Source organism: Pseudomonas sp. P135, assembly GCF_020312125.1.
Classification (GTDB): Bacteria; Pseudomonadota; Gammaproteobacteria; order Pseudomonadales; family Pseudomonadaceae; genus Aquipseudomonas; species Aquipseudomonas fragariae.
The window spans coordinates 446,818-468,239 of sequence record NZ_JAGPYR010000002.1 but is presented as its reverse complement, the minus strand read 5'-3'; the positions used below and the strand labels follow the sequence as shown (position 1 = coordinate 468,239).

Here is a 21,422-nt window from a genome sequence, read left to right as displayed (position 1 = left end):
GCGAATCAGCGTGACAGGCGGATCATCCCGGTGGCGCCGGGGATGCAGAACAGTTGCGCGTCCTTGTGGCGCACGCACAGGCCCCGGGCGACGACGGTGAGAAATCGCTCCAGGGTCCGGATCCAGAATGACGAGGTGGCAGAACGCTTGGCGGTGACGCCAGAGGTAGGGGTTTTCATCGACAGTACCTATCTTTTGTTTTGTTTTTGTTGGCTTGCTTCTCGTGATCTGAAAAACCTTCAAAACGCGAGTGATTCGATAGTAGGTAACCTGAAAACGACTCTATTGGAAAATATTTTCCAATTCAACTGATTTTAGAATTTTATTCCATTTCATTTTGTTCAGGCGCAGATGCGAAAAAGCCCGACGCACGGCAGGCGTCAGGCTCTCTTCGCTAACGGGGGCTGGGTGCGCAGCAGCGCGTAATGGCTACAGCACCACAACGCGCCCTTCTCTAGCGCTCAGGCGCGCGGCATCCATGACCTGCGCCGCGGCTATCGCATCGTGTGGATTAACCGGATTGCCGCCCTGTTCGTCAACGGCGCTTTGCAACTGGCGGTAGAACTCAAGCCAGCAACCGCGCTCCGACGGCACACGCTCGCGATGTTCGCCCTGCTCGAACCAGCCCCAGCGCCGATGCTCCTCGACGCCCCAGCGCTCGCCCTCGGACCTTGGCGTCAGCCCGGCAAAGGCGGCCTCTTCCTGGCCGTCCAGCCCGTCGACGCTGTAACAGCCCTTCGCTCCACTGACCCTGAAACGCGGCCTTGCACTGTTTTGCAGGCAACCGCCGGACAGGTGTGAAGTCACGCCGCTGGCATGCCTCAGGGAAACGAAGAACGTGTGATCCAGTTCGTCTTGCGGCGCAGCGTATTGCAGCTCGGCATACACCCGTTCGACCGGGCCGAACAGCACCAGCGCCTGATCCACCAGATGACTGCCCAGGTCACGCAGCATGCCACCACCGCTGGCCTTGCCGACAGAACGTGGCGAATAACGCTCGATGCTGGACTCGAACCGGCTGACCGCGCCCAGCGCCTCACTGTCCAGCAACTTGCGCACGGTGAGGAAGTCCGAATCCCAGCGGCGGTTCTGATAAACGCTAAGCAATACGCCACGTCGCTCGGCCGCGTCCACCAGCTCGCGCGCCTGCGCTGCATCACTGGCGAAAGGCTTGTCGCTGACCACCCCGACACCCAGTTCTATCGCTTCGAGGATCAACGCTCGCCGCGAGGCCAGCGGTGTGGAAATCACCACCACATCAACCCCGGCCGCAACCAGCTCGGCCAGTGTGTCGAAGGTCGCCACGCCGGGATGGTCTGTGGCCACTTCCTGCTTGCGCTCGGGTGAACGGGTCACCACCCCCACAAACGTAGCGCCCGGCAAACTTGAAATCAGCGTCGCATGAAAGTAACGCCCGCCTTTGCCATAGCCCACCAGCCCTGCACGCATGGATATCTCCTGTAGTCCATGAACCTCATGGCCGCAGCCATCGGTCGTGTATTTGATGCCGCCGTATCAACGAAGCAGCTCGCTTTTGACCCGCTCCAGCATGAATCGGCTCGATTCATCTGCGCGCTCCTCCCAGGCAAAGACAGCCACTGTGGCAATACCGTCGAAATTGATATCCCGCAACGTTGAGAAAAATGCTTCCCAGTTCACCTCGCCCTGGCCGATGTCCAGGTGCTGATGCACCGTCGCCGTCACGCCGGGCGGGTTGACGATGTAGCGCAGGTTGGAAGAAGCCCGATGATTATAGGTGTCGGCAATGATCAGATGCGTGAGTTTTTCGCCAGCGTAGCGGAGCATCGAGGCAACATCGCCAACGCCATCATCGTAGAAAAAAGTGTGCGGCGCGGCGTACAGGTAGTTGATCCAGTCGCGATCGAGCCCGCGAATGATATCCACCGACTCATTGTTGCGCTCGCAGAAATCATAGGGATGCGCCTGAATATCGAGCTTTATACCTTCGCGCTCGAAATGCGGCATCAATTCATCCATGGATTTCATGAACTGGTTTTCACAGACCAGCGCATGGTCGGATTGCCCGCTGAACTCGGTATTCATCAGGTCGCAGTCCATTTCAACGGCGACCTGAATGGCGCGTTTCCAGTTGCGAACCGCTGCAATACGCAGGTCTTCATCCGGCGCAGCCCAGTGGTACAGCGGCAGCAACGAGGAGAGTTTCACCCCGGCATCGCTCAGGGCCTTGCGAAACTCCCTGATCCGCGCCCGATCCACCCGTGGGTATTTGTAAAACGGCATGAAATCTTCACGCGGCGACAACTCGATGTAGTCGTAACCCAGCTCCGCGGTTTTATCGACCATCGCCCCCAGTGACAGATGGCGATACATGTAAGGGTCCAGTGCAATACGCATGATGCCTCCCTTTTGTTCCGTTCAAGAGATGTCCTGATTAACCGCAAGATGCTCAGCTATAGAACACCGGACGCATGGCGAGGGTGATCGGCACGACTGCTCCCGTGTTCTGCGCCAGCACACAGGCATCGGCGGCCACGGCAGCGGCATAGCCGTCCCAGGCCGAAGGGCCGTAGAGGGTCCCCGCTTTGACGCCGTCGATGAAGTCCTGCAACTCGACGTCGTAGGCAGCAATGAAGCGGTCCTTCCAGTCCATCAGAATCGCGTTGGACAACTTCGCTTCGCTGCGCAACTGGACCTGAGAGGGCTCCGGCAGTTTGGCAATACCGCTCTCGCCGACCACTTCACACTGGATGTCGTAGCCATACTGGCAGTTGACGAATACTTCGACGTCGATGCGTGTGCCTCTGGCCGTTTCCAGCATCACGATCTGCGGGTCCTTCAGGTGCGCCAGGGCCTTGCTGGTCTTGCGCGGGAATACCACTTGCACCGACACATAGTCATCGTTGAGCAGCCAGCGCAGCACGTTGAGTTCGTGAATGAGCGTATCGGTGATGGCCATGTCGGTCTTGTAATTCTCGCCAACACGCGGGTTGCGGTGCGCGCAGTGGAGCATCAGCGGCTCGCCGATCTGGCCACTGTCGATCACTGCCTTGAGCGCGCGATAGCCCTGATCATAAGGGCGCATGAACCCCACCTGAACCAGACGCCTGCCACTGGCGATCTCGGCTTCGACAATGTGCCGGCAGCCTTCGGCAGTGACTGCCAGCGGCTTTTCGCAGAACACCGGCTTACCTGCGGCAATTGCCGCCAGCACGAACGCTTCATGACTGGGGCCCCAGGAACAGACCAGTACCGCCTCGACGTCCGGCGCGGCGATCAATGCGTGCCCGTCGGCATACACTTCGGCGCTCAGGTCCAGATCGCGCACCACCTTCGCTGCCTGTTCGAGATTGATGTCGGTGACGGCCACCACCTGACTGCCGACCAGCGTCTTGCTGCAGCGCCGGATATGATCCTGACCAATTGCGCCTGTACCGATCACGCCGAGTTTCAATGCCATTTTCATGTTCCTTTTTTGTTATTGGATATACCCGTGAACGGTTCACGAGCGCTGAACGATAAAAGTGATCAGTACTGGCGAGCCTTGGCCAGCTCGCGGTTGAGCTTCTCGTACACCTGAGCGGTGGTGCCGGTGGTCGACACTTCGGCAACCCCGACACGCCACCACGACAGGTATTTGTGGATCATGGTCTTGGGCAGGACCTTGATGTCGATCAGCGTCGACACCGTCTGACGTTGCGCATCGGCCAGTGCGTTGCGCAGTTGGTCGGCCGTACTCACCTTGTAGGTCTTGCAGCCATAGGCAGCAGCACTCATGGCGAAATCCACCGGCACGAAGTCACCGTCGAGCCTGCCGGTTTCCGGATTGCGGAAACGGAACTCAGTGCCGAAGCTGTTCATGCCGTGCTCCATCTGCAGGTTGTTGATGCAGCCGAAGGTCATATTGTCCAGCAACACAACGTTGATCTTGCGCCGCTCCTGGATGGAGGTCGCCAGCTCGGAATGAAGCATCATGTAAGAGCCGTCACCCACCAGTGCAAACACTTCCCGATGCGGCGCCGCAAGCTTCACGCCCAGTGCGGCGTTGACCTCATAACCCATGCACGAATAACCGTATTCGACGTGATAGGTGTCGACTCCGGTACTGCGCCAGGCGCGCTGCAGATCACCCGGCAAGCTGCCCGCTGCTGCAACGATCACCGCATCGGCAGGCAGGCTCTGGTTGAGGATGCCCAACACACCACTCTGAGTCAGGCACGAATCGGTCAGCTCGATAAACTCGCGCAGCACCGCAGGGTCCAGGTGATCGTTGATTTCCGGGACAAAATCCTCGTTCTGGTACTCGACCGCGTACAGGCGATCCACCTCGGCATCCAGTTCGGCACGCGCTACCTGCGGCGCATCGTCCCAGGCCGCCCGATAACCGCTGGCCTGGAGGCTTTCGGTCAGCGCCTGCAATGCCGTCTGCGCATCAGCCAGCACCTGCACACCGTCCAGTTTCTGCACATCGAAGGCACCGACATTGAGGTTGAGAAACTGCACATCCGGGTTCTGGAACAGCCATTTCGACGCGGTGGTGAAATCGCTGTAGCGGGTGCCGACGCCGATGATCAGGTCAGCCTCTTTGGCCAGCCGATTGGCTGCCAGCGTGCCGGTTTCGCCGATGCCGCCCATGTTCAACGGGTGCGCCGAAACGATGGCACTCTTGCCGGCCTGGGTTTCGGCGAACGGGATATCGAAGCGCTCGGCAAAGGCTTGCAAGGCATCGGCTGCACCTGAGTAACGCACCCCGCCGCCACAGATCAGCAGCGGCTTGCGCTTGCCCGTCAGCAGCTGCAACGCGTCTTCGAGCATGGCCTTGCTCGGCGGGCGACGGTCGATACGGTGCACGCGTTTTTGCAGAAAGCTGTCCGGGTAGTCGTAGGCTTCAGCCTGCACATCCTGAGGCATCGCCAGGGTAACGGCGCCCGTATCGGCCGGGTCGGTCAGTACGCGCATGGCATTGAGCGCAGCGCTCATCAACTGCTCGGGACGGTTGATACGGTCCCAGTATTTGCTCACCGCCTTGAACGCATCGTTGGTGCTGATGCTCAGGTCGTGAAACTGCTCAATCTGCTGCAGCACCGGATCGGGCTGGCGGCTGGCGTAGACATCGCCCGGCAACAGCAGCAACGGAATGCGGTTGGCCGAGGCCGTTGCCGCAGCGGTGACCATGTTCGCCGCGCCAGGGCCGACAGATGAACTGCACGCGTAGATCTTGCGACGCAGGTGCTGCTTGGCAAAACCGATGGCGGCGTGGCACATGCCCTGCTCGTTACGGCCCTGATGGACCACCAGGTCGCCGCTGTCCTGCTCCAGCGCCTGCCCAAGCCCCAGCACGTTGCCATGCCCGAAAATGGTGAAGATGCCAGCGACGAATTTGCTCTGTACGCCATCGACTTCGACGTACTGGTTATCGAGAAACTTCACCAGGGCCTGGGCCATGGTCAGTCGGGTTGTACTCATGTTCGCACCTTGTTCTTGTTTGAAGTGGCCAGGGTTTGAGGTGACCTGAAGGCTGAAGTCAGTGGCGCGGCGAAACGGCTCGTGACAAATGCGTCATGCTTGCCGCTATTGCCTGAGGGATATCGTCCAGCGCATGAACGCTTTCGGCAAACGGCTCGAACGACAGATGCCCCTGATAGCCACTGTCCAGCAAGCGCTCGATCTGCGACGCATTGCCCAGAATGTCGCCTTCGCCGACCAGCACGCGATGACCATCGCGAATGCTGTTCAGCGGCGCCTGTGCATCCTCGACGCCGGAGATATGCACCAGCCCGGTCAGTTCCGGGAACAGCTCGACCTCGCCGGCCAGATGGTGATGAAAGGTGTCGTGAACCAGCCGGTAGACATCCAGCCCGCCCACAGCTTTGATCGCATCCACCGCTTGACGCTTGATTCGCAGCGAGCACTCCTCAAAGCCGAGCGGTTCGACCAACCCGAGAATTCCGTGCTCGCGAAGGATGGGGGCCAATGCGGTCAATGCGGTACGCAGCCCCGAGGCGCGCTGCGCGCCGTTGCGCGGGTCGGCGCGGTCATTGAGCGGGCACAGCACCAGACCGCGGGCACCGCAGTCGCGGGCGTACTGCGCCAGCTTCGTCGCCTGGGCAGCGCGCTCTTCATTCCAGACATCGAACGGGTACAGGGCGTTGATGGACAGCACCTGTACCCCCCTGGCAGCACAAAGATCACGAACGACCCCGGGGGCAGTGCCGTTTTCGATCTCGATGCCCTTGAGGTCGTTGCGAATCTCGATGGCATCGGCCCCCAGCTTCACCGCCAGGTCGACGAAACTTTCCAGAGACAGGCGCGGCGCAACCATTCGATTAAGGGCAAAACGCAGAGGTTGGTTCATTGTTTTTGTTCTCCGCAACATTCCATTGATGAAGACTATTTGGCGGTCGGCATACTGAACTCGGGCCCTTTGGCGATGCTGTCCGGCCAGCGCTGCATGACGCTTTTGTAGCGGCTGTAAAAACGCAGGCCTTCTTCGCCGTAGGCGTGATGATCACCGAACAGCGAACGCTTCCAGCCACCAAACGAATGCCAGGCCATGGGCACCGGGATCGGTACGTTGATACCGACCATGCCGACCTTGATGCTGCGAGCGAATGCGCGCGCCACGCCGCCATCGCTGGTGAAACACGACACGCCATTGCCGAACTCGTGGGCGTTGATCAGCGCCACGGCGCTGGCAAAATCCCCGACGTGGACGATACCCAGCACCGGGCCGAAGATTTCCTCCTTGTAGATCTGCATCTGCGGCGTGACGTGGTCGAACAGCGTCGCGCCAACGAAAAAGCCCTGCTCGGCACCCGGCACCTTGAAGTTGCGACCATCAACGAGCAGCCTGGCGCCCTCTTTGACGCCCTGATCGATGAAACCCTCGACCTTGGCCTTGTGCACGGCGGTGACCAGCGGTCCCATGTCCGAATCGGCCTGCATGCCGTTGCCGACCTTGAGCTGGTCGATGCGCGGTAGCAGCTTGTCGACGAGGCGCTGGCCGACATCGCCGACCACCACGGCAATCGAAATCGCCATGCAGCGCTCCCCTGCCGAGCCATAGGCCGCCCCGATCAAGGCGTCGGCGGCCTGATCCAGATCAGCGTCGGGCATCACGATCATATGGTTCTTGGCCCCACCCAGCGCCTGCACGCGCTTGCCGTGGGCCGTGCCTTGCTGATGGATGTATTCAGCGATCGGGGTCGAGCCGACGAAGGAAATGGCCTCGATGTCAGGGTGCTGCAGCAACGCATCGACCGCCACCTTGTCGCCCTGCACCACATTGAAGACGCCATCGGGCAGGCCGGCTTCCTTGAGCAGGCGCGCCATCAGCAGGCTGGCCGACGGATCGCGTTCCGAGGGTTTGAGGATGAAGCAGTTGCCGGTCACCAGCGCCATGGGAATCATCCACAAGGGCACCATGACCGGAAAGTTGAACGGCGTGACCCCGGCGCAGACGCCCAGTGGCTGACGCAGGTTCCAGTTATCGATACCGCCGCCGATGTTGTCGCTGAAATCGCTCTTCAACAGGCTGGGCGCACCGCAGGCAAATTCGACGATCTCGATACCGCGCACCACCTCGCCGCGTGCGTCGGACAACACCTTGCCGTGCTCGCGGCAAATGATCTGCGCCAGTTCATCGTGGTGCTGGTCCAGCAGCTCCTTGAACTTGAACATCACCCGCGCCCGGCGCAACGAGGACTGCTCGGCCCAGGCCGGAAACGCAGCTTTGGCCGCCGCAACCGCTTCATCCACGGTCTTCACGCTGGCCAGCGCAACACGCGCCTGGACCGTGCCGACTGCCGGATTGAAGACATCACTGTAACGCTCGCCCTCGCCATTGTTCAGGTGTCCGTTGATGTAGTGGCCGATCACCGGTGACTCGTTCATCTCATGCCTCCAGAACAAAAATGGGAAATCAGAGATCCAGCAGCCAGCTGTGCTGCGGATCGTTGTGGAACTGCCAGGCGCGCGTCGGGCCAGCCATTACGTTCAGGTACCAGGATTCGTAGCCATAGGGGACGGAGACCGGGTGGTAGCCCTTGGGCACGGTCACCAGGTCGTTGTTTTCCACGGCCATGGCCTGATCGATGCTGCGGTCGTCGGTGTACACCCGCTGGAAAACGAAACCCTGCGGCGGGTTGACCTGGTGGTAGTAGGTTTCTTCGAGGAAGCTCTCGTGCGGCAGGTTGTCCCGGTCGTGCTTGTGCGGCGGGTAACTGGAGGAATGCCCCGAAGGTGTACGCACCTCGACCACCAGCAGCGAATGCGCCGCTTCGCTGTCCGGCAATATGTCGCACACATAGCGGGTATTGGCGCCCTTGCCGCGTACGCTGCGCTTCATGCTGCCCGGCATGATCAGGCGTGCCGGAAAACGTTTGCCGGCATCGCCCGGCGCCGTGCATACGGCAAGCTGCACCGCGCCGCGCGCGACAAACTGCGCCTGGCTATGCGGCGGCAGGTAGACCGCGAATGGCGATTTCTCTTCGAACACCGATTGCCGGTCGCCGATGTTTTCCCAGTTGAAAACGCCCTGCCCCGGCGCTTCACCACTGACGCTGGCGTGCCCGGTCAGCAGGACCACGCACAGCTCGTTTTCTTCTGCGCTCAACGGCAGGCTTTCTCCGGACTCCAGGCGGTAGGCGGCGAAGTTCACGTATTCCAGCGAACCGGGGGCCAGCGCTACGACGTCGCGGCCAGTGGATTTGCTCTTGGTCAGCAGATTCATGTTTCAGTCCTCCTTATCGTGCATCGGCCAGCAGTTGGCGCAACGTGTCATAGCCCTTTTTGGCGTACACATAGCTCGGCGCTACCGCTGGGTCCTGTTCGGCCTCGACCACTAGCCAGCCGCGGTAATCGGCCTGCAGCAGCACCTTGAGCAGCGCCGAGAAGTCGATGTCGCCATCGCCCGGCACCGTGAAGGTGCCGTTGATGATGCAGTCGGGAAAGCTCCACAGATTGTTGCGCGCCAGTTGCACCACCGGCTTGCGCACGTCCTTGAAATGCACATGACAGATACGCTGGATGTGCTTGCTCAACACCTGCAGAGGTTCGCCACCGCCCATGTAGCAATGCCCGGAATCGAACAGCAGGCCGACTTCCTCACCGGTCAGCGCCATCAGCCGGTCGATATCCTGCGGCGACTCGACATAAGCGCCCATGTGGTGGTGATACGCGAGACGCACGCCGCGGGACAGGGTAAAACGTGCCAGCTCGGTGAGTTTTTCGGCGTACTCATGCCAGGCGGCATCGGTGTGAAAACGCGGTCGTTCGACCAGCGGGATACGCTGCCCCTGAATCGAGTCGGCCACTTCGCCATACACCAGCACCGAAGCGCCATTTTCGGCGAGCAGCTGCACATGTGGGGTGATGGCTTCGATTTCCTCGGCCACCGAACGCCGCGCCAGGCGGCTGGAGTACCAGCCGGACACCAACGCCAGATCATGGGGCCGCAATACATCGCCGACGCCCTTGGCATCTTTCGGAAACTTGCCGTTGAGCTCGAAGCCCTCGTAACCAATGGCTTTGCCTTCGCTGAGCGCCGTGCTCAACGGGGTTTCTCCGCCAAGGGCCGGCAAATCATCGTTGCTCCAGGAGATCGGATTGATGCCGATGCGGATTCTGGGTGTGGAAGTCGAAACGGGCATGGCTGCACCTTTTTTGTTGTTATCGCGACGTTCTTGTGGCGTCGAAATCCGAAACGAATCAGGCGCGGCTTTCGCGCCAGGACTCGATCAACCAGTTGAAGGTGCTCTGCACCCGACTGATCAGCGTCGCATCGTCTATTTCTCCGGCCATCCAGGCCCGGCTTGGCTCACGGAATATTGTCCGGCCGACGGCAAAGCCCTGGCAGACGCGGCTGTGGCGTGCTTCGGCAAAGCCGGCGGCGAGGTCTTCGACAGGCGCATTGAGCCCGAGCAGTACCACACCGCGGCAATACGGATCGCGTTGCTGGATCAGTTCGTCCAGTTGCTGCCAGACCTGCGCGCTCTGCGCCTCGATCTTCCACCACGCCGGGTAGATGCCCAGGTTGTACAAACGCTTCAGCGAGCGAAGCATCACGTCCGGATGAGGCGACGGGTGATCCTTGGGCGGAATGATTTCCAGCAGCAACTCATGGCCGCTGACTTTCGAAGCGTCGTAGAGCGCCTTGATCTGCGCTTCCTGCTCCAGGCGCAGCATCGGCTCGTCATCGGGGTGATATTGCACCAGGCACTTGATGATCTGCTCTTGCGGCCAGGCGAGCAGATTGCTACCGATGGAGCGACCGTGCTCGAAGGCCAGCGGCCTTGAGCCCTGTACTTCCACCGGACGCGCTACCCACCAGCCGCGACCGGTTGCGGCGTTGAGAGAATCCTGACCGAAGCGCTGGTCGGCAAGCAGACCGACATCGGCCTCGATACCGCGCTTGCGCAGGTCGGCTTCGACCCGCTCGACCGCTTGCACGAACAACTGCTTGAGCTGGCTGATGCTGCCCAGATCACGCCCGGCCTGTTGCGCCAGTTCGACCAACTGGCCGCGATGATCGAAGGCGAAGATGAACAACTGCCGCCACTGCTTGCGCGGCACGCTGACCTGATGCAGCCGTTGCAGGGCGACATCCTGATCAGGGCGGGTGATGGGTTGCGGGCTGTTGAACAGGTAATCGAGTTCGGCCGGGGTCGGCATCGCAGGCGCGCAGGCGTGACGCGACACCACCAGCCCGCCACAGGCATTGGCCAGCTGGCAGCAGCGTTCGTCACTGGCCTCCTTGAGCCAGCCGCTGAGAAAACCGGACATGAACGCATCGCCCGCACCGAGCACGTTGAGCACTTCGACCTGCACGCCGGGGTAGATAGCGCCCTCTTCCAGCCGCGCAGGAATGGCCCCGTGAATCACCGTGCAGCCTTGCGGGCCGAGTTTGACCACCAGCGTTGCGGCCGTCAGTTCACGCACCCTGCGCAGGGCCGCGAGCAAATCGGTGGCACCGCCGGCAATCTGGAATTCTTCTTCGGTGCCGACGATCAGGTCGAAACGCGGCAGGATGCGCTGTACATGCTGGCTGACCTTCTGATCGGCCACGAACCGGGTCTCGCCATCGGCCTTGCCTGCCAGCCCCCAGAGCACCGGGCGGTAGTCGATGTCCAGCACGCGTTTGACGTCATGCTTCTCGGCATAGTCGAGCGCCTGGCTGCTGGCCTTGAACACCTGATCAGTGGAGAAATGCGTGCCGGTGATCAACAGCGCCTTGCTGGATGCAATCTGCTGTTCGTCGATATCCTCGGCGCGCAGGGCCATGTCAGCGCAGTTTTCACGGTAGAACACCAAGGGGAAGGTTTCACGATCCTTCAGCCCCAGCAGCACCATCGCCGTCAGGCGCTCGGGGTCGCGCTTGATCGCACTGACATCACAGCCTTCGCGGGCCAGGGATTCGACCAGAAAGCGGCCCATATGATCATCGCCGACCCTGCTCAGCATGGCCGACCTGAGCCCGAGCCTGGCGGTGCCGAAGGCAATATTGGCCGACGAGCCGCCCAGGTACTTGGCGAAACTGGAAACGTCTTCCAGCCGCGCCCCCACTTGCTGCGCATAAAGGTCGACGCCCAGGCGTCCGAGGCAAATCAGATCCAACTGACGCCCAGTGGCAAAGCGTGTCTGGCCCATGGTGGCTCCTGTTATTTTTATCAGCCTGCAGCGCTTGCATCATGTGTACACGCTGCTTTGTGAATGCAGCGTAAAACGTCAAGGCACATCAATCAATATTTTTTCTATAATTATTTTTAGTGGAATATTTTTTCCATACCACCACTCAAGTGCTGGCACACTGCGCACGCGGGTAGGATATAGTCGTCGTTCCTGCCGCAAGGCAGCCTCCACCGTCAGGCCCGCAACGGCATTGCCCTGCACGCCGTTGCCCTGAAAAAGAACAAGCAGAAAGGATGTGAATATGACCAGCGCCGATCAGCCCACTCTGCCCGGGACGAGCGTCGACATGCCGCCGAACAGTGCCGAAGGCTTGTTGCGGCTGATCACTGATGAATACGAAGGCCTGCCACGCCAGCTCAAACGGATTGCCAGCTATATGAGCCAGCAGAGCGACCGGATCATGGTTGACCGGATCAGCGACATCGCCCGCGAGTGCGAAGTCCACCCCTCGGCCATCGTGCGATTTTCCCAGCGCTTCGGGTTCAGCGGCTTCAGCGAGATGCAGGCGCTGTTTCGCGAGGCTTATACGCACAAGACCACGCCGGTGCAGAATTACCAGCAGCGTATCCGCAGCCTGATCGCCAATAAGTCACAGAAAGCCAACGCAGGCGATCTGGCACGCGAATGCGTCAGCGCCACCCTCTCCGGCCTGGAACGCCTGAGTGTCGAGCTGGATGACGATGAATTCGAAAAGGCCGTGGACCTGGTGGTCAACGCCGACAACATCTATGTGGTGGGTGTGCGCCGTTCATTCGCGGTGGCTGATTATCTGGTCTACAACCTGCAACACACCAACAAGCGCATTCACCTGATCTCAGGCCTGGGCGGCAGCTATCGCGAGCAAATGCGCAGTGTGCGCGCCAATGATCTGGTGATTGCCATCAGCTTCACGCCCTATGGCAAGGAGACCCAGCACTGCCTGCGCATCGCCCAGCACCATCAGGCCAAGACGCTGATCATCACTGACAGCAACCTGTCGCCGCTGGCCAAGCGCGCCAACTCGGTGTTGCTGGTCAACGAGGGCAGCTCGTTCGCCTTCCGCTCGCTGAGCGCCACGCTATGCCTGTGCCAGGCACTGTTCATCGCCGTGGCCTATCGCCTGGAACTCAAGGTCGACGAAATACACGAGCAGGTCGGCTTTGATGATTGAGGGCCGAGCCCTCAGGACTTGGCTTCCTCGCCCATGCGCTGCTGGTTCTTCTCGCCCATCTTCTTCGCGCGTTTTTCCAGCACCAGATACACCACCAGTGCCAGCAGCAGCGGCAGCAGGAAGTAGATCGCGCGGTAGCCGATCAACGCTGCGAGCAGGCTGCCCTTGGAGAACTGGTGCGCCAGCAAGGTGATGAACACGGTCTCGAGCACGCCGAGGCCCGCTGGAATATGAGTGATCACTCCGGCGATGCTGCTGATCAGCAACACACCGAGAATCGCCGGATAAAACGCCTTGTCCGGCAGCAGGGTGTAAATCACCGCCGCCATCAACGACCAGTTCAGTGCGCCCAGACTGGCCTGCATCAGGGCCTGCTTCATCGACGGCAGATTGAATTCCTGATCGCGGATGGTCCATGAGCGTTTCTTCGAAAACCGGCAGGCCAACAGATAGGCAAAACACACCGCCAACAGCCCGAAGCCGATCAGTTGCAGGGTTGTGGTGCCGATCGACCACTCCTCAGGCAATTCCAGAAAGCGCATCGAAAACACAAAACCGGCCAGCAGCATATAGCCCAGCCAGTTGGTGATCAGGCTCAGGCTGAGAATGCGCGTGATGGTCGAAACGTCCAGCCCCAGTCGCGAATACAAGCGGTAACGCAAGGCAATGCCGCCCACCCAGGAACTGAGATTGAGGTTGAACGCGTAGCAGACAAACGTTACCGGCACGATCTGCTTGATCGCCAATGTGTGCCGGGTGTAATAACGCGCCAACACGTCAAAGCCGCAGTAGGTCGCGTAGCTGGCAAAGGCCACCACCGCCGCGATAGCCAGGGTGCTGGCGTTGTAGGACGCCAACGCCTGTTTCACTTCTTGCCAGTCAAGCTTCTTGACCAGCATAAACAGCAGAACCGGGACGGCGATGAAGAAAAACAGATTGAACGCCCGCTTTGCCCACTTCCACCTGGTTCCCTGCGCACTGTGCGGCGCTGCCTGCGTGGCTTGGGTCATAGGGTTTTCTCCTGATCCATCGGATGGTTGTTCTGCTGCTGTTCGATCACCTTCGCTTCAGGCACTACATCACCGGCACGCAGGGGCTTGAGGCGCACACCGTGAACCGGAAACAAACCGGCAATGGCCGGGAAACGACGCAGGAAAAAGAAACTCAATACGATCATCGGCGCACGCCACCACTGACCACGCGCCGCCCCCTTGAGGCTCATCTGTTTGCTGTGCGCCGCGGCAAGCTCCATCAGATGATTTTGCAGATGCTCATTGAGGGTGCGATCACGAATGAACAGGTTGGCTTCCAGGTTCAGCGCGAGGCTCAGCGGGTCGAGATTGCTGGAACCCACGGTGGACCAGTCCTGGTCGATCAGCGCGACCTTGCCGTGCAATGCACGTTGCTTGTATTCGTGAATGGCCACGCCATCGCGCAGCAGGTAGGTGTAGGTCAGTCGCGAGCAGACCCGCACGAACGGCATGTCGGGCTGGCCTTGCAGGATCAGGGTGACCTTGACGCCCCGCCGTGAGGCGTTGCGCAGCTCACGCAGAAAGCGGTAGCTGGGGTAAAAATACGCATTGGCCAGGGTGATGCGTTGCTTAGCAGCGCGAATCGCCTCCAGGTACTGCTCTTCGATATCGGTGCTGTGCTCGTCATTGTCGCGCTCGGCGAGCAGCATGCTGGCGTCACCGGCGCGGTCCAGCTTGAGTGCAATGGGCGGCAATTTGTCACGAACGACCTTGCTGAGCATATTCAACGCGCTGTGGTGAATGTCGCCGACAATCGGCCCGCGCACCAGAACGGCGTAGTCCTGTTTGGCCGTCAGACCGGTGTCGGTCATATGATCAACGCTGTAGTTGATGCCGCCGATAAAGCCCAGTTCGCCATCGATCACCACGACCTTGCGGTGCAGACGGCGAAACAGATTGGTGCGCATGCCCATGAACCGCGGGCGCGGATCGAACAGCTGAATCTGGATACCGGCGTCGATCATGGTTTTGACAAACGTCGAACTCAGGTCCGAGGTGCCATAGTCATCCACCGTGACGACCACCTTCGCTCCATTCGCGGCGGCTTCGAGCAACGCCTGTTGCAGGCTCTCGCCGATCCGGTCTTCAAAAATGATGAAGGTCTCGATCAGCACTTCTTTGCGCGCGGCACGTATGCATTCGAATACGCGGGCGTAGAAATCCTCGCCATTGATCAGCAACTCTACCGAGTTGCCGTCGCGCCACTGCCCTGTCGTATTGCTCATAAGGTCAACTCCACCGCCAGCGGTGCATGATCGGAAAGGTGCGACCACGGTCGGCTGGACAACACTTTCGGCCGGTGCGACGTCGCATTGCGGACATAGATCCGGTCCAGGCAGAGCAAGGGCCAACGGGCCGGAAAGCTTTTGGCTGGCGCCCCGAAGCGCTCGACGAAAACCTCATGCAGCCCACTGCCCTGCAGCGACGCATCGGCGCGCTGGCGCCAGTCATTGAAGTCACCCGCAACGATGACCGGCTCGCCCTCGGGAATACGTGCCATCAGCTCGTTAAGCAGTTTGAGCTGTTGGCGCCGATGGCTTTCACGCAACCCCAGGTGCACACAGATCGCATGTACCCGGCCCGCATGTGGCACGTCGAGAATGCAGTGCAACAACCCGCGCTGCTCGGTGCCATGAATGGAAATGTCGAGGTTTTCATGCTGGATGATCGGGTATTTGGACAGCAACGCGTTGCCATGATCGCCATCCGGATACACCGCATTGCGGCCGTAGGCAAAATCATTCCACATGCTGTCGGCCAGAAACTCGTACTGCGAAATCGTCGGCCAGTCCTTGACCCTGCGCGCGTGGCTCTGCTGTTCGCCGTGCACTTCCTGAAGAAACACAATATCGGCCGATACAGTGCGCACAGCTTCACGCAACTCCGGCAGAATGAAGCGGCGATTGAAAATGCCAAAGCCCATGTGCATGTTCATGGTCAGTACATTCAATGAAACACTGGCGGACACAGGTGTTGCTGGGCCGACAGGCGGATTGGCACTGGTCAAGACTTGCTCCCGGGCGAATATTCACGGCATATGAAGCCACCCGTGGGCACAGGTTCCGTCGCGTCTCTCACGTGCTGTGTATTTGCCATATTCAATGGCCGGAGATGCACGCGAAAAACTCAGGCCAACATGAAACGCAGGCGCCCGATCGACAGCCTAAGCTGTCTACCAGACCTGCAAAAAAAAGAGACAAGGAATCAAACCGTGGATGTATCGACTTCTCAACGCTACACCGCCCGGGCCAGATGGCTGCACTGGGTCATGGCCATTCTGATCGTGCTCGCCTACACCCTGATTCTGAGCCGCACTCAGTTCGGCAAGGGCTCTGAATACCGCTTGCTGGTTGTGCAGAGTCACTACTGGGTCGGCATTCTGATTCTGATCATGGCGTTTTTCCGTGTCGCCGAGCGTCGACGCCATCGTCCGCCCGGCATCACACCGCCACTTGAGGGGGCGTTGCGCATTGTCGCGACCCTGACCCATTACGCGCTGTATGCGTTTCTGCTTGCCCAGCCTTTACTGGGACTGCTGACGGTGATGGTGGAAAAAGGCGCGCTGCCCATCCCCCTCACCGATCTGCAGATTCCCTGGCCGCTGGCCACCTCGGACCACCTGGCCGAGACGTTCGAAGACCTGCACAAGTTGCTGGGCTCGATCTTCTACTATGTCATCGGTCTGCATGTGATCGCTGCGCTCTGGCACCATCTGGTGCGCAAGGACAATACCCTCAAGCGCATGCTGTAATTCAGGACGCTGACAGAACCCGGGCAAGCGTGGCTTTCACCTTGCCCATTCCGTCGCGCAAGGCCTGTTCGATTTCCGCCATGGTAATGACGGTGGTCGACTTGCCCGCTGCCGGATTGACCACCAGCGCCAGGCAGGCGTACTCAAGCTCCAGCTCACGCGCCAGCGCGGCTTCGGGCATACCGGTCATGCCAACGATGTCGCAGCCATCACGCTCCAGGCGGATGATTTCGGCAACGGTCTCCAGACGCGGTCCCTGGGTGCAGGCATAGACGCCCCGATCGGAGAATGCGCATCCTTCAGTAGCCAGCGCTGCAATCAGCCGGGCACGCAGTGGCTCGCTGTACGGATAACTGAAGTCGATGTGCGTGACCTCTTCCAGGTCATCGGCAAAAAACGTGTGCTGACGACCGCTGGTGTAGTCGACCAGATCATGCGGCACACAGAAATGACCGGTGCCCATGGCCGGATGAATGCCACCAACTGCGTTGACCGCAAGAATCGCTTCGGCACCTGCCTGCTTGAGCGCCCAGATATTGGCCCGGTAGTTAACCTGATGCGGCGGCAGACGGTGCGGGTGGCCGTGGCGCGCCAGAAACATCACTTCGCGACCGGCATAGTCGCCGATCTGGATTTCGCCGGAAGGTGCGCCATAAGGCGTGTTCATCGGCAGGGATTGCCGAATGTTCAGGCCTTCGAGCTGGGTCAGGCCAGTACCGCCAATAATCGCGTAAACAGTCATCGCAAATCCTTAATCGATCAGTTGAGCAGCGCGCAGAGCCTGGAGCGCGGCCTGCCAGCGCGGGTGTTGCCGATAGTCGGTACTGGCCGACGCCTGACCGCGCATACGGGCGATACGTGGCGAAGGCTTGACCTTCAGGCGCTGCGCAGCGCCCAGCGCAAGCTCTGCGGCCGCGCGGTCGTTGCACACCAGGCCCATGTCGCATCCGGCTGTCAGCGCTGCCTCGATACGGCTGGCCGCATCCCCGACGACATGAGCGCCGGCCATCGACAGGTCGTCACTGAAAATAACACCGTCAAATTGCAGTTCGTCGCGCAGAATGTCCTGCAGCCAGCGCCTTGAAAAGCCAGCGGGCTGCGAATCGACTTTCGGGTAGATGACATGCGCCGGCATCACTGCAGCCAGCTGCTGACTCAGGCGTGCAAACGGCACCAGATCATTGGCGCGGATCTCTTCCAGGCTGCGCTCGTCATTCGGGATAGCCACATGAGAATCGGCTTCAGCCCAGCCGTGACCGGGAAAATGCTTGCCGGTGGCAGCCATACCGGCGGCGTTCATCCCACGAATGAACGCCCCTGCCAGCAACGCCGCGCGCTGCGGATCGCCTTCGAACGAACGCGTGCCGACCACAGCGCTGCGCTGGTAGTCGAGGTCCAGCACCGGGGCGAAGCTCAGGTCCAGTCCGACCGCCAGCACTTCGGTCGCCATCAGCCAGCCACAGTGTTCAGCCAGAAGCTCGGCGTCAGGCTTGTCGGCGATGGCGCGCATCGGCGGCAGGCGTACGAAGCCCTCACGCAGGCGCTGTACCCTGCCGCCCTCCTGATCGACGGCCAGCAGCAGGTCCGGGCGCACGGCACGAATCGCGGCGCTCAATTCACGAACCTGACGGGGATGCTCGATGTTTCGGGCAAAGATGATCAAACCGCCCACTTCGGGCTGACGCAAAAACTGACGGTCTTCGCTGGTCAGCCAGGTGCCGGCGACATCGACCATCAGGGAGCCTTGCAGGCCAGAACTCATAGAAAAACCCTTACACACCAGTGCTCGTTCACAATCCGGGCATGGTGCTTGATCCTGAAGCCCGACGCAATGCGACACGCCAGTACAGCCTGATTCAGGGCAGAGGTTGATTCAAGGCAGAGGCTTCAGGCCTTGGCGACCGCAGGTGTACTGGTGCTGCTCTTGGTCCGCGGCCTGAGCTGGGCGGCGATCATCGCAGGATCGCTGACGCCGGTGTCGGCGCGCATGCCGGCGGCCAGAAAAGGCACCATCAGGCGCATGACCTGCTCGATGGAGGTATTGACGCCGAAATCGGTCTCGGCAATGGCGCGCAGGGCCTTGATCCCGGACATGCTGAACGCCGCAGCGCCGAGCATGAAGTGCACGCGCCAGAACAGCTCGATGGGCGGAATGCGCGGCGCGGCTTCGTTGACCAGCGTCATGTAGCGACGGAACACCTTGCCATACATGTCTTCGAGGTAGCGCCGCAGGTGGCCCTGGCTCTGACTGAAGGCAAGCCCCAGCAGGCGCATGAAGATCGACAGGTCGTTACCGCTGCGCGGCTGCACCACAAGCGCCTGCTCGACGAGAATCTCCAGCAGTTCCTCAAGGCTTGGCTTGTGTTCGGGTTTCGCCTGGCGGCGTTCCAGTTCGCGATCGAGACTGATGCAGAACGGTCCCAGAAAACGCGAGAACACGGCCTGAATCAACGCCTTCTTCGAGCCGAAGTGATAATTCACCGCAGCCAGATTGACCGACGCCTTGCTGGTGATAAGACGCAAGGACGTTTCGGCAAAGCCTTTCTCTGCGAACAACTGCTCTGCAGCATCAAGAATGCGTTCAACGGTTTCCGACTGGGCCATGGCTCTCTGCCTAACAAACGAACGTTTGAAACATACGTATCAAACGCCTCGATTGTCAAGCCGGACCGTTCATTTTGTGGCCGAACAGTCACGGTAAAGGATGTTAAATGACAAAAGACAGGCATTGCCGAGGTTTTTGACCAGAGGCTCCGACCGGGTTGAACACCGCCTGGCGGCGAAAATGAAATGGATGATTGCCAACGCGCCTTCACTGTATATAATCCCAGTCACTGTATAAAAAGCCAGAGCGCCCCTCATGATCAAACTGACGCCACGCCAGGCTGAAATCCTGGGTTTCATCAAACGCTGCCTGGAAGACAACGGGTTCCCGCCGACACGTGCGGAGATCGCTCAGGAGCTGGGCTTCAAATCGCCCAACGCTGCGGAAGAGCACCTCAAGGCCCTGGCCCGCAAAGGCGCTATCGAAATGACTCCGGGTGCTTCACGCGGCATTCGCATCCCCGGCTTCGAAGCGCGGCAGGACGACAGCAGCCTGCCCGTCATCGGCCGCGTTGCAGCAGGTGCACCGATCCTGGCGCAGCAACACATCGAAGAGTCCTGCAACATCAACCCCTCCTTCTTCCACCCCAGCGCCAACTACCTGTTGCGCGTTCATGGCATGAGCATGAAGGACGTCGGCATTCTGGACGGTGATCTGCTCGCCGTGCACACCACGCGTGAGGCTCGCAACGGCCAGATCGTGGTTGCCCGGATAGGCGATGAAGTGACCGTCAAGCGTTTCAAGCGTGAAGGCAGCAAGGTCTGGCTGCTGGCGGAAAACCCTGATTTCGCACCCATCGAGGTCGATCTCAAGGATCAGGAACTGGTGATCGAAGGTTTGAGCGTCGGCATCATTCGCCGCTAAGGAGACGTTATGCAGTTCCATCAAGCACCGCATTCGCAATTGCCGCTGTTCGAGGCGTTTCTGGCCCAGCCCATCGCCCCGCTGCTCACAAATGCAGTCGAAACGCCTTGGGGCGATGAGCCAGAGCCCTTCAGTGAGCTGTCATTGCGCGGCGCCGCCGGGAACTGCCTCAACCTGCTGGCACCCATCCTTCGGGAGCTGAGCGAGGAACTGGATGCGCGCTGGCTCACACTGATCGCCCCGCCATCCAGCCTGACGCAGACATGGCTGCGCGACGCGGGACTCAACAGGGAGCGGATTCTGCTGCTGCAGCCACGCGGTATACAAAGCGTACTGGAGCTGACGCGCGAAGCACTTCGACTGGGCCGTAGTCATACGGTGGTGAGCTGGATCAACCCGCTGGGCGCCATAGCGCGTCAGCAATTGATCAGTGCAGCAAAAATCGGGGAAGCACAGAGCCTGAACATCCGGCTGGGCTGAGGCCCGGTCGTCGATCAGTGCAGAACGTGGGGTACATCGTCCTTTTCGATTTCGCCTTCAGCCAGGCGGCCTGCCATCTGTACACCCACACTCAACATGGCTTTGGCGACTTCGACATGCTGACCTTGCATGAACGCTTTGGCATCCGCAGAGAAATCAAGCGTTACCAGAGAACCCTCGTCATCGGCACGACGCAGCTCGATACGTCCGTCAGGCAGTTCGACAATTTCCAGGAAAGAGGTAGGCATTGGTACAGTTACTCCGCGATAAGCCGGCATTGTAACAGCCTGCCAGCCCTTACTTCATTGGTTTTCAGCACTCGCTCAGGCCTTCACGAAAACGGATGGCCAACCCTTTGAGTTGTTGACGCCAATTTTCGAGCTCTTCACGTGAGAGTTCAGACTCCGGCTCGGCGTCCAGGTTCACTGCCTGTATCATCGGCTGCGTGACATCACCCTTGAGCTTTTTCGGCGCACGCGGTGGCTCATACAATGCGTTGTAGGCCGCCAGTAGTTGCGCAAGCCATGTCTGGCGATTCTGGGCGAGTTCTACCAGCTCGGCCATTTCGGGAATGGCGATGGCGTTCAGCACTTCCTGCGTCAACAATTCTTCCGCACGACGCGCGCCGGCCTGCGGCAAACGGTAGTAGCCAGCGATCTCGTGGCACAGGCCCAGCAGCGCACCATACAGATGAAACAGCGCGGACTCACGCTCTGCCTGCAACAACGCAGGAGAGTTCACCGCCTGCCCCTTCTCCGCCCTGCCCAACGCTTCGAGCGAGAGCCCTGCGAAATAGATTTTCTGGTTGGTACGGGTATAGAGCTCATGAGCCATGGCGACACTCTCCACAACGATGGGATAGAAAACAGCATA

23 protein-coding genes are annotated in these 21,422 nt (G+C 60.1%); 4 read left to right on the top strand and 19 right to left on the bottom strand.

All coding sequences use genetic code 11. The annotated features are described in order from the left end of the window. Positions 1-5 precede the first annotated feature (5 nt). From KBY08_RS04625 to KBY08_RS04575, 11 genes are all read right to left on the bottom strand, one after another. A complete protein-coding gene (locus KBY08_RS04625) occupies positions 6-179 on the bottom strand; it encodes a hypothetical protein (RefSeq protein ID WP_158527651.1) in 174 nt (57 codons plus the stop codon). 250 nt (positions 180-429) lie between these two features. Further along, the gene (locus tag KBY08_RS04620) at positions 430-1,449 is read right to left on the bottom strand and encodes a Gfo/Idh/MocA family protein (protein ID WP_024641778.1); all 1,020 of its coding nucleotides are present in this window, start codon (positions 1,447-1,449) and stop codon (positions 430-432) included. Positions 1,450-1,515: 66 nt separating this feature from the next. Continuing rightward, a complete protein-coding gene (locus tag KBY08_RS04615; RefSeq protein WP_024641779.1) occupies positions 1,516-2,376 on the bottom strand; it encodes a sugar phosphate isomerase/epimerase family protein in 861 nt (286 codons plus the stop codon). Positions 2,377-2,428: 52 nt separating this feature from the next. Further along, positions 2,429-3,439 (bottom strand): Gfo/Idh/MocA family protein, encoded by a 1,011-nt coding sequence (locus KBY08_RS04610; RefSeq protein ID WP_024641780.1) that lies wholly within the window; start codon positions 3,437-3,439, stop codon positions 2,429-2,431. 68 nt (positions 3,440-3,507) lie between these two features. Continuing rightward, positions 3,508-5,445, bottom strand: coding sequence for a 3D-(3,5/4)-trihydroxycyclohexane-1,2-dione acylhydrolase (decyclizing) (gene iolD, locus KBY08_RS04605; protein WP_060400927.1), 1,938 nt, complete (start codon positions 5,443-5,445; stop codon positions 3,508-3,510). 58 nt (positions 5,446-5,503) lie between these two features. Further along, on the bottom strand, positions 5,504-6,334 hold the full coding sequence (locus KBY08_RS04600) for a TIM barrel protein (RefSeq protein WP_111522257.1): 831 nt from the start codon (positions 6,332-6,334) through the stop codon (positions 5,504-5,506). A 35-nt stretch (positions 6,335-6,369) separates the two neighbouring features. Next, positions 6,370-7,872, bottom strand: coding sequence for a CoA-acylating methylmalonate-semialdehyde dehydrogenase (locus KBY08_RS04595; RefSeq protein ID WP_111522256.1), 1,503 nt, complete (start codon positions 7,870-7,872; stop codon positions 6,370-6,372). 28 nt (positions 7,873-7,900) lie between these two features. Then, positions 7,901-8,710, bottom strand: coding sequence for a 5-deoxy-glucuronate isomerase (gene iolB, locus KBY08_RS04590; protein ID WP_058822194.1), 810 nt, complete (start codon positions 8,708-8,710; stop codon positions 7,901-7,903). A gap of 13 nt (positions 8,711-8,723) precedes the next feature. Then, positions 8,724-9,629: a myo-inosose-2 dehydratase gene (gene iolE, locus KBY08_RS04585; RefSeq protein WP_011268323.1), complete on the bottom strand. Its 906-nt coding sequence runs from the start codon at positions 9,627-9,629 to the stop codon at positions 8,724-8,726. Positions 9,630-9,687: 58 nt separating this feature from the next. Then, entirely contained in the window at positions 9,688-11,625 is a 1,938-nt protein-coding gene (locus tag KBY08_RS04580) for a bifunctional 5-dehydro-2-deoxygluconokinase/5-dehydro-2-deoxyphosphogluconate aldolase (RefSeq protein WP_058822195.1), read from the bottom strand. A 78-nt stretch (positions 11,626-11,703) separates the two neighbouring features. Then, positions 11,704-11,868, bottom strand: a complete 165-nt coding sequence (locus KBY08_RS04575; RefSeq protein ID WP_154583728.1) for a hypothetical protein — start codon at positions 11,866-11,868, stop codon at positions 11,704-11,706. A 40-nt stretch (positions 11,869-11,908) separates the two neighbouring features. On the opposite strand from KBY08_RS04575, the gene KBY08_RS04570 reads away from it, so the two are divergent. Continuing rightward, positions 11,909-12,817: a MurR/RpiR family transcriptional regulator gene (locus KBY08_RS04570; RefSeq protein ID WP_003315787.1), complete on the top strand. Its 909-nt coding sequence runs from the start codon at positions 11,909-11,911 to the stop codon at positions 12,815-12,817. 11 nt (positions 12,818-12,828) lie between these two features. Here KBY08_RS04570 and KBY08_RS04565 read toward each other — a convergent pair whose 3' ends face one another. From KBY08_RS04565 to KBY08_RS04555, 3 genes are read right to left on the bottom strand one after another with little or no spacing between them, the layout of a single operon-like run. Next, positions 12,829-13,827 (bottom strand): lysylphosphatidylglycerol synthase domain-containing protein, encoded by a 999-nt coding sequence (locus KBY08_RS04565; protein ID WP_024641785.1) that lies wholly within the window; start codon positions 13,825-13,827, stop codon positions 12,829-12,831. Then, positions 13,824-15,074: a cardiolipin synthase ClsB gene (gene clsB, locus KBY08_RS04560; protein ID WP_003403681.1), complete on the bottom strand. Its 1,251-nt coding sequence runs from the start codon at positions 15,072-15,074 to the stop codon at positions 13,824-13,826. The genes KBY08_RS04565 and clsB overlap by 4 nt, the downstream gene beginning before the upstream one ends. Next, positions 15,071-15,856 carry an endonuclease/exonuclease/phosphatase family protein gene (locus tag KBY08_RS04555; RefSeq protein ID WP_011268327.1) on the bottom strand — a complete coding sequence of 262 codons (786 nt, stop codon included), beginning with the start codon at positions 15,854-15,856 and terminating at the stop codon, positions 15,071-15,073. Before KBY08_RS04555 ends, clsB begins: the two co-directional genes overlap by 4 nt. 204 nt (positions 15,857-16,060) lie before the next feature. On the opposite strand from KBY08_RS04555, the gene KBY08_RS04550 reads away from it, so the two are divergent. Next, positions 16,061-16,600, top strand: a complete 540-nt coding sequence (locus tag KBY08_RS04550; RefSeq protein WP_011268328.1) for a cytochrome b — start codon at positions 16,061-16,063, stop codon at positions 16,598-16,600. A 1-nt stretch (position 16,601) separates the two neighbouring features. Here the strand turns inward: KBY08_RS04550 and KBY08_RS04545 are convergent, their stop codons facing one another. From KBY08_RS04545 to psrA, 3 genes are all read right to left on the bottom strand, one after another. Further along, positions 16,602-17,342, bottom strand: a complete 741-nt coding sequence (locus tag KBY08_RS04545; RefSeq protein WP_011268329.1) for an S-methyl-5'-thioinosine phosphorylase — start codon at positions 17,340-17,342, stop codon at positions 16,602-16,604. 9 nt (positions 17,343-17,351) lie between these two features. Continuing rightward, positions 17,352-18,362, bottom strand: a complete 1,011-nt coding sequence (gene nagZ, locus KBY08_RS04540; RefSeq protein WP_024641786.1) for a beta-N-acetylhexosaminidase — start codon at positions 18,360-18,362, stop codon at positions 17,352-17,354. Between the two features lie 125 nt (positions 18,363-18,487). After that, the gene (gene psrA / locus KBY08_RS04535; protein WP_003403692.1) at positions 18,488-19,204 is read right to left on the bottom strand and encodes a transcriptional regulator PsrA; all 717 of its coding nucleotides are present in this window, start codon (positions 19,202-19,204) and stop codon (positions 18,488-18,490) included. A 256-nt stretch (positions 19,205-19,460) separates the two neighbouring features. On the opposite strand from psrA, the gene lexA reads away from it, so the two are divergent. After that, positions 19,461-20,069, top strand: a complete 609-nt coding sequence (gene lexA / locus KBY08_RS04530; protein WP_024661213.1) for a transcriptional repressor LexA — start codon at positions 19,461-19,463, stop codon at positions 20,067-20,069. A 9-nt stretch (positions 20,070-20,078) separates the two neighbouring features. Next, positions 20,079-20,549: an SOS-induced cell division inhibitor SulA gene (sulA, locus tag KBY08_RS04525; RefSeq protein ID WP_003403697.1), complete on the top strand. Its 471-nt coding sequence runs from the start codon at positions 20,079-20,081 to the stop codon at positions 20,547-20,549. Positions 20,550-20,563: 14 nt separating this feature from the next. Here the strand turns inward: sulA and KBY08_RS04520 are convergent, their stop codons facing one another. Continuing rightward, positions 20,564-20,797: a hypothetical protein gene (locus KBY08_RS04520; RefSeq protein ID WP_003315798.1), complete on the bottom strand. Its 234-nt coding sequence runs from the start codon at positions 20,795-20,797 to the stop codon at positions 20,564-20,566. A 64-nt stretch (positions 20,798-20,861) separates the two neighbouring features. Then, positions 20,862-21,383, bottom strand: coding sequence for a DUF6586 family protein (locus tag KBY08_RS04515; RefSeq protein WP_024638388.1), 522 nt, complete (start codon positions 21,381-21,383; stop codon positions 20,862-20,864). Between the last annotated feature and the right edge of the window lie 39 nt (positions 21,384-21,422).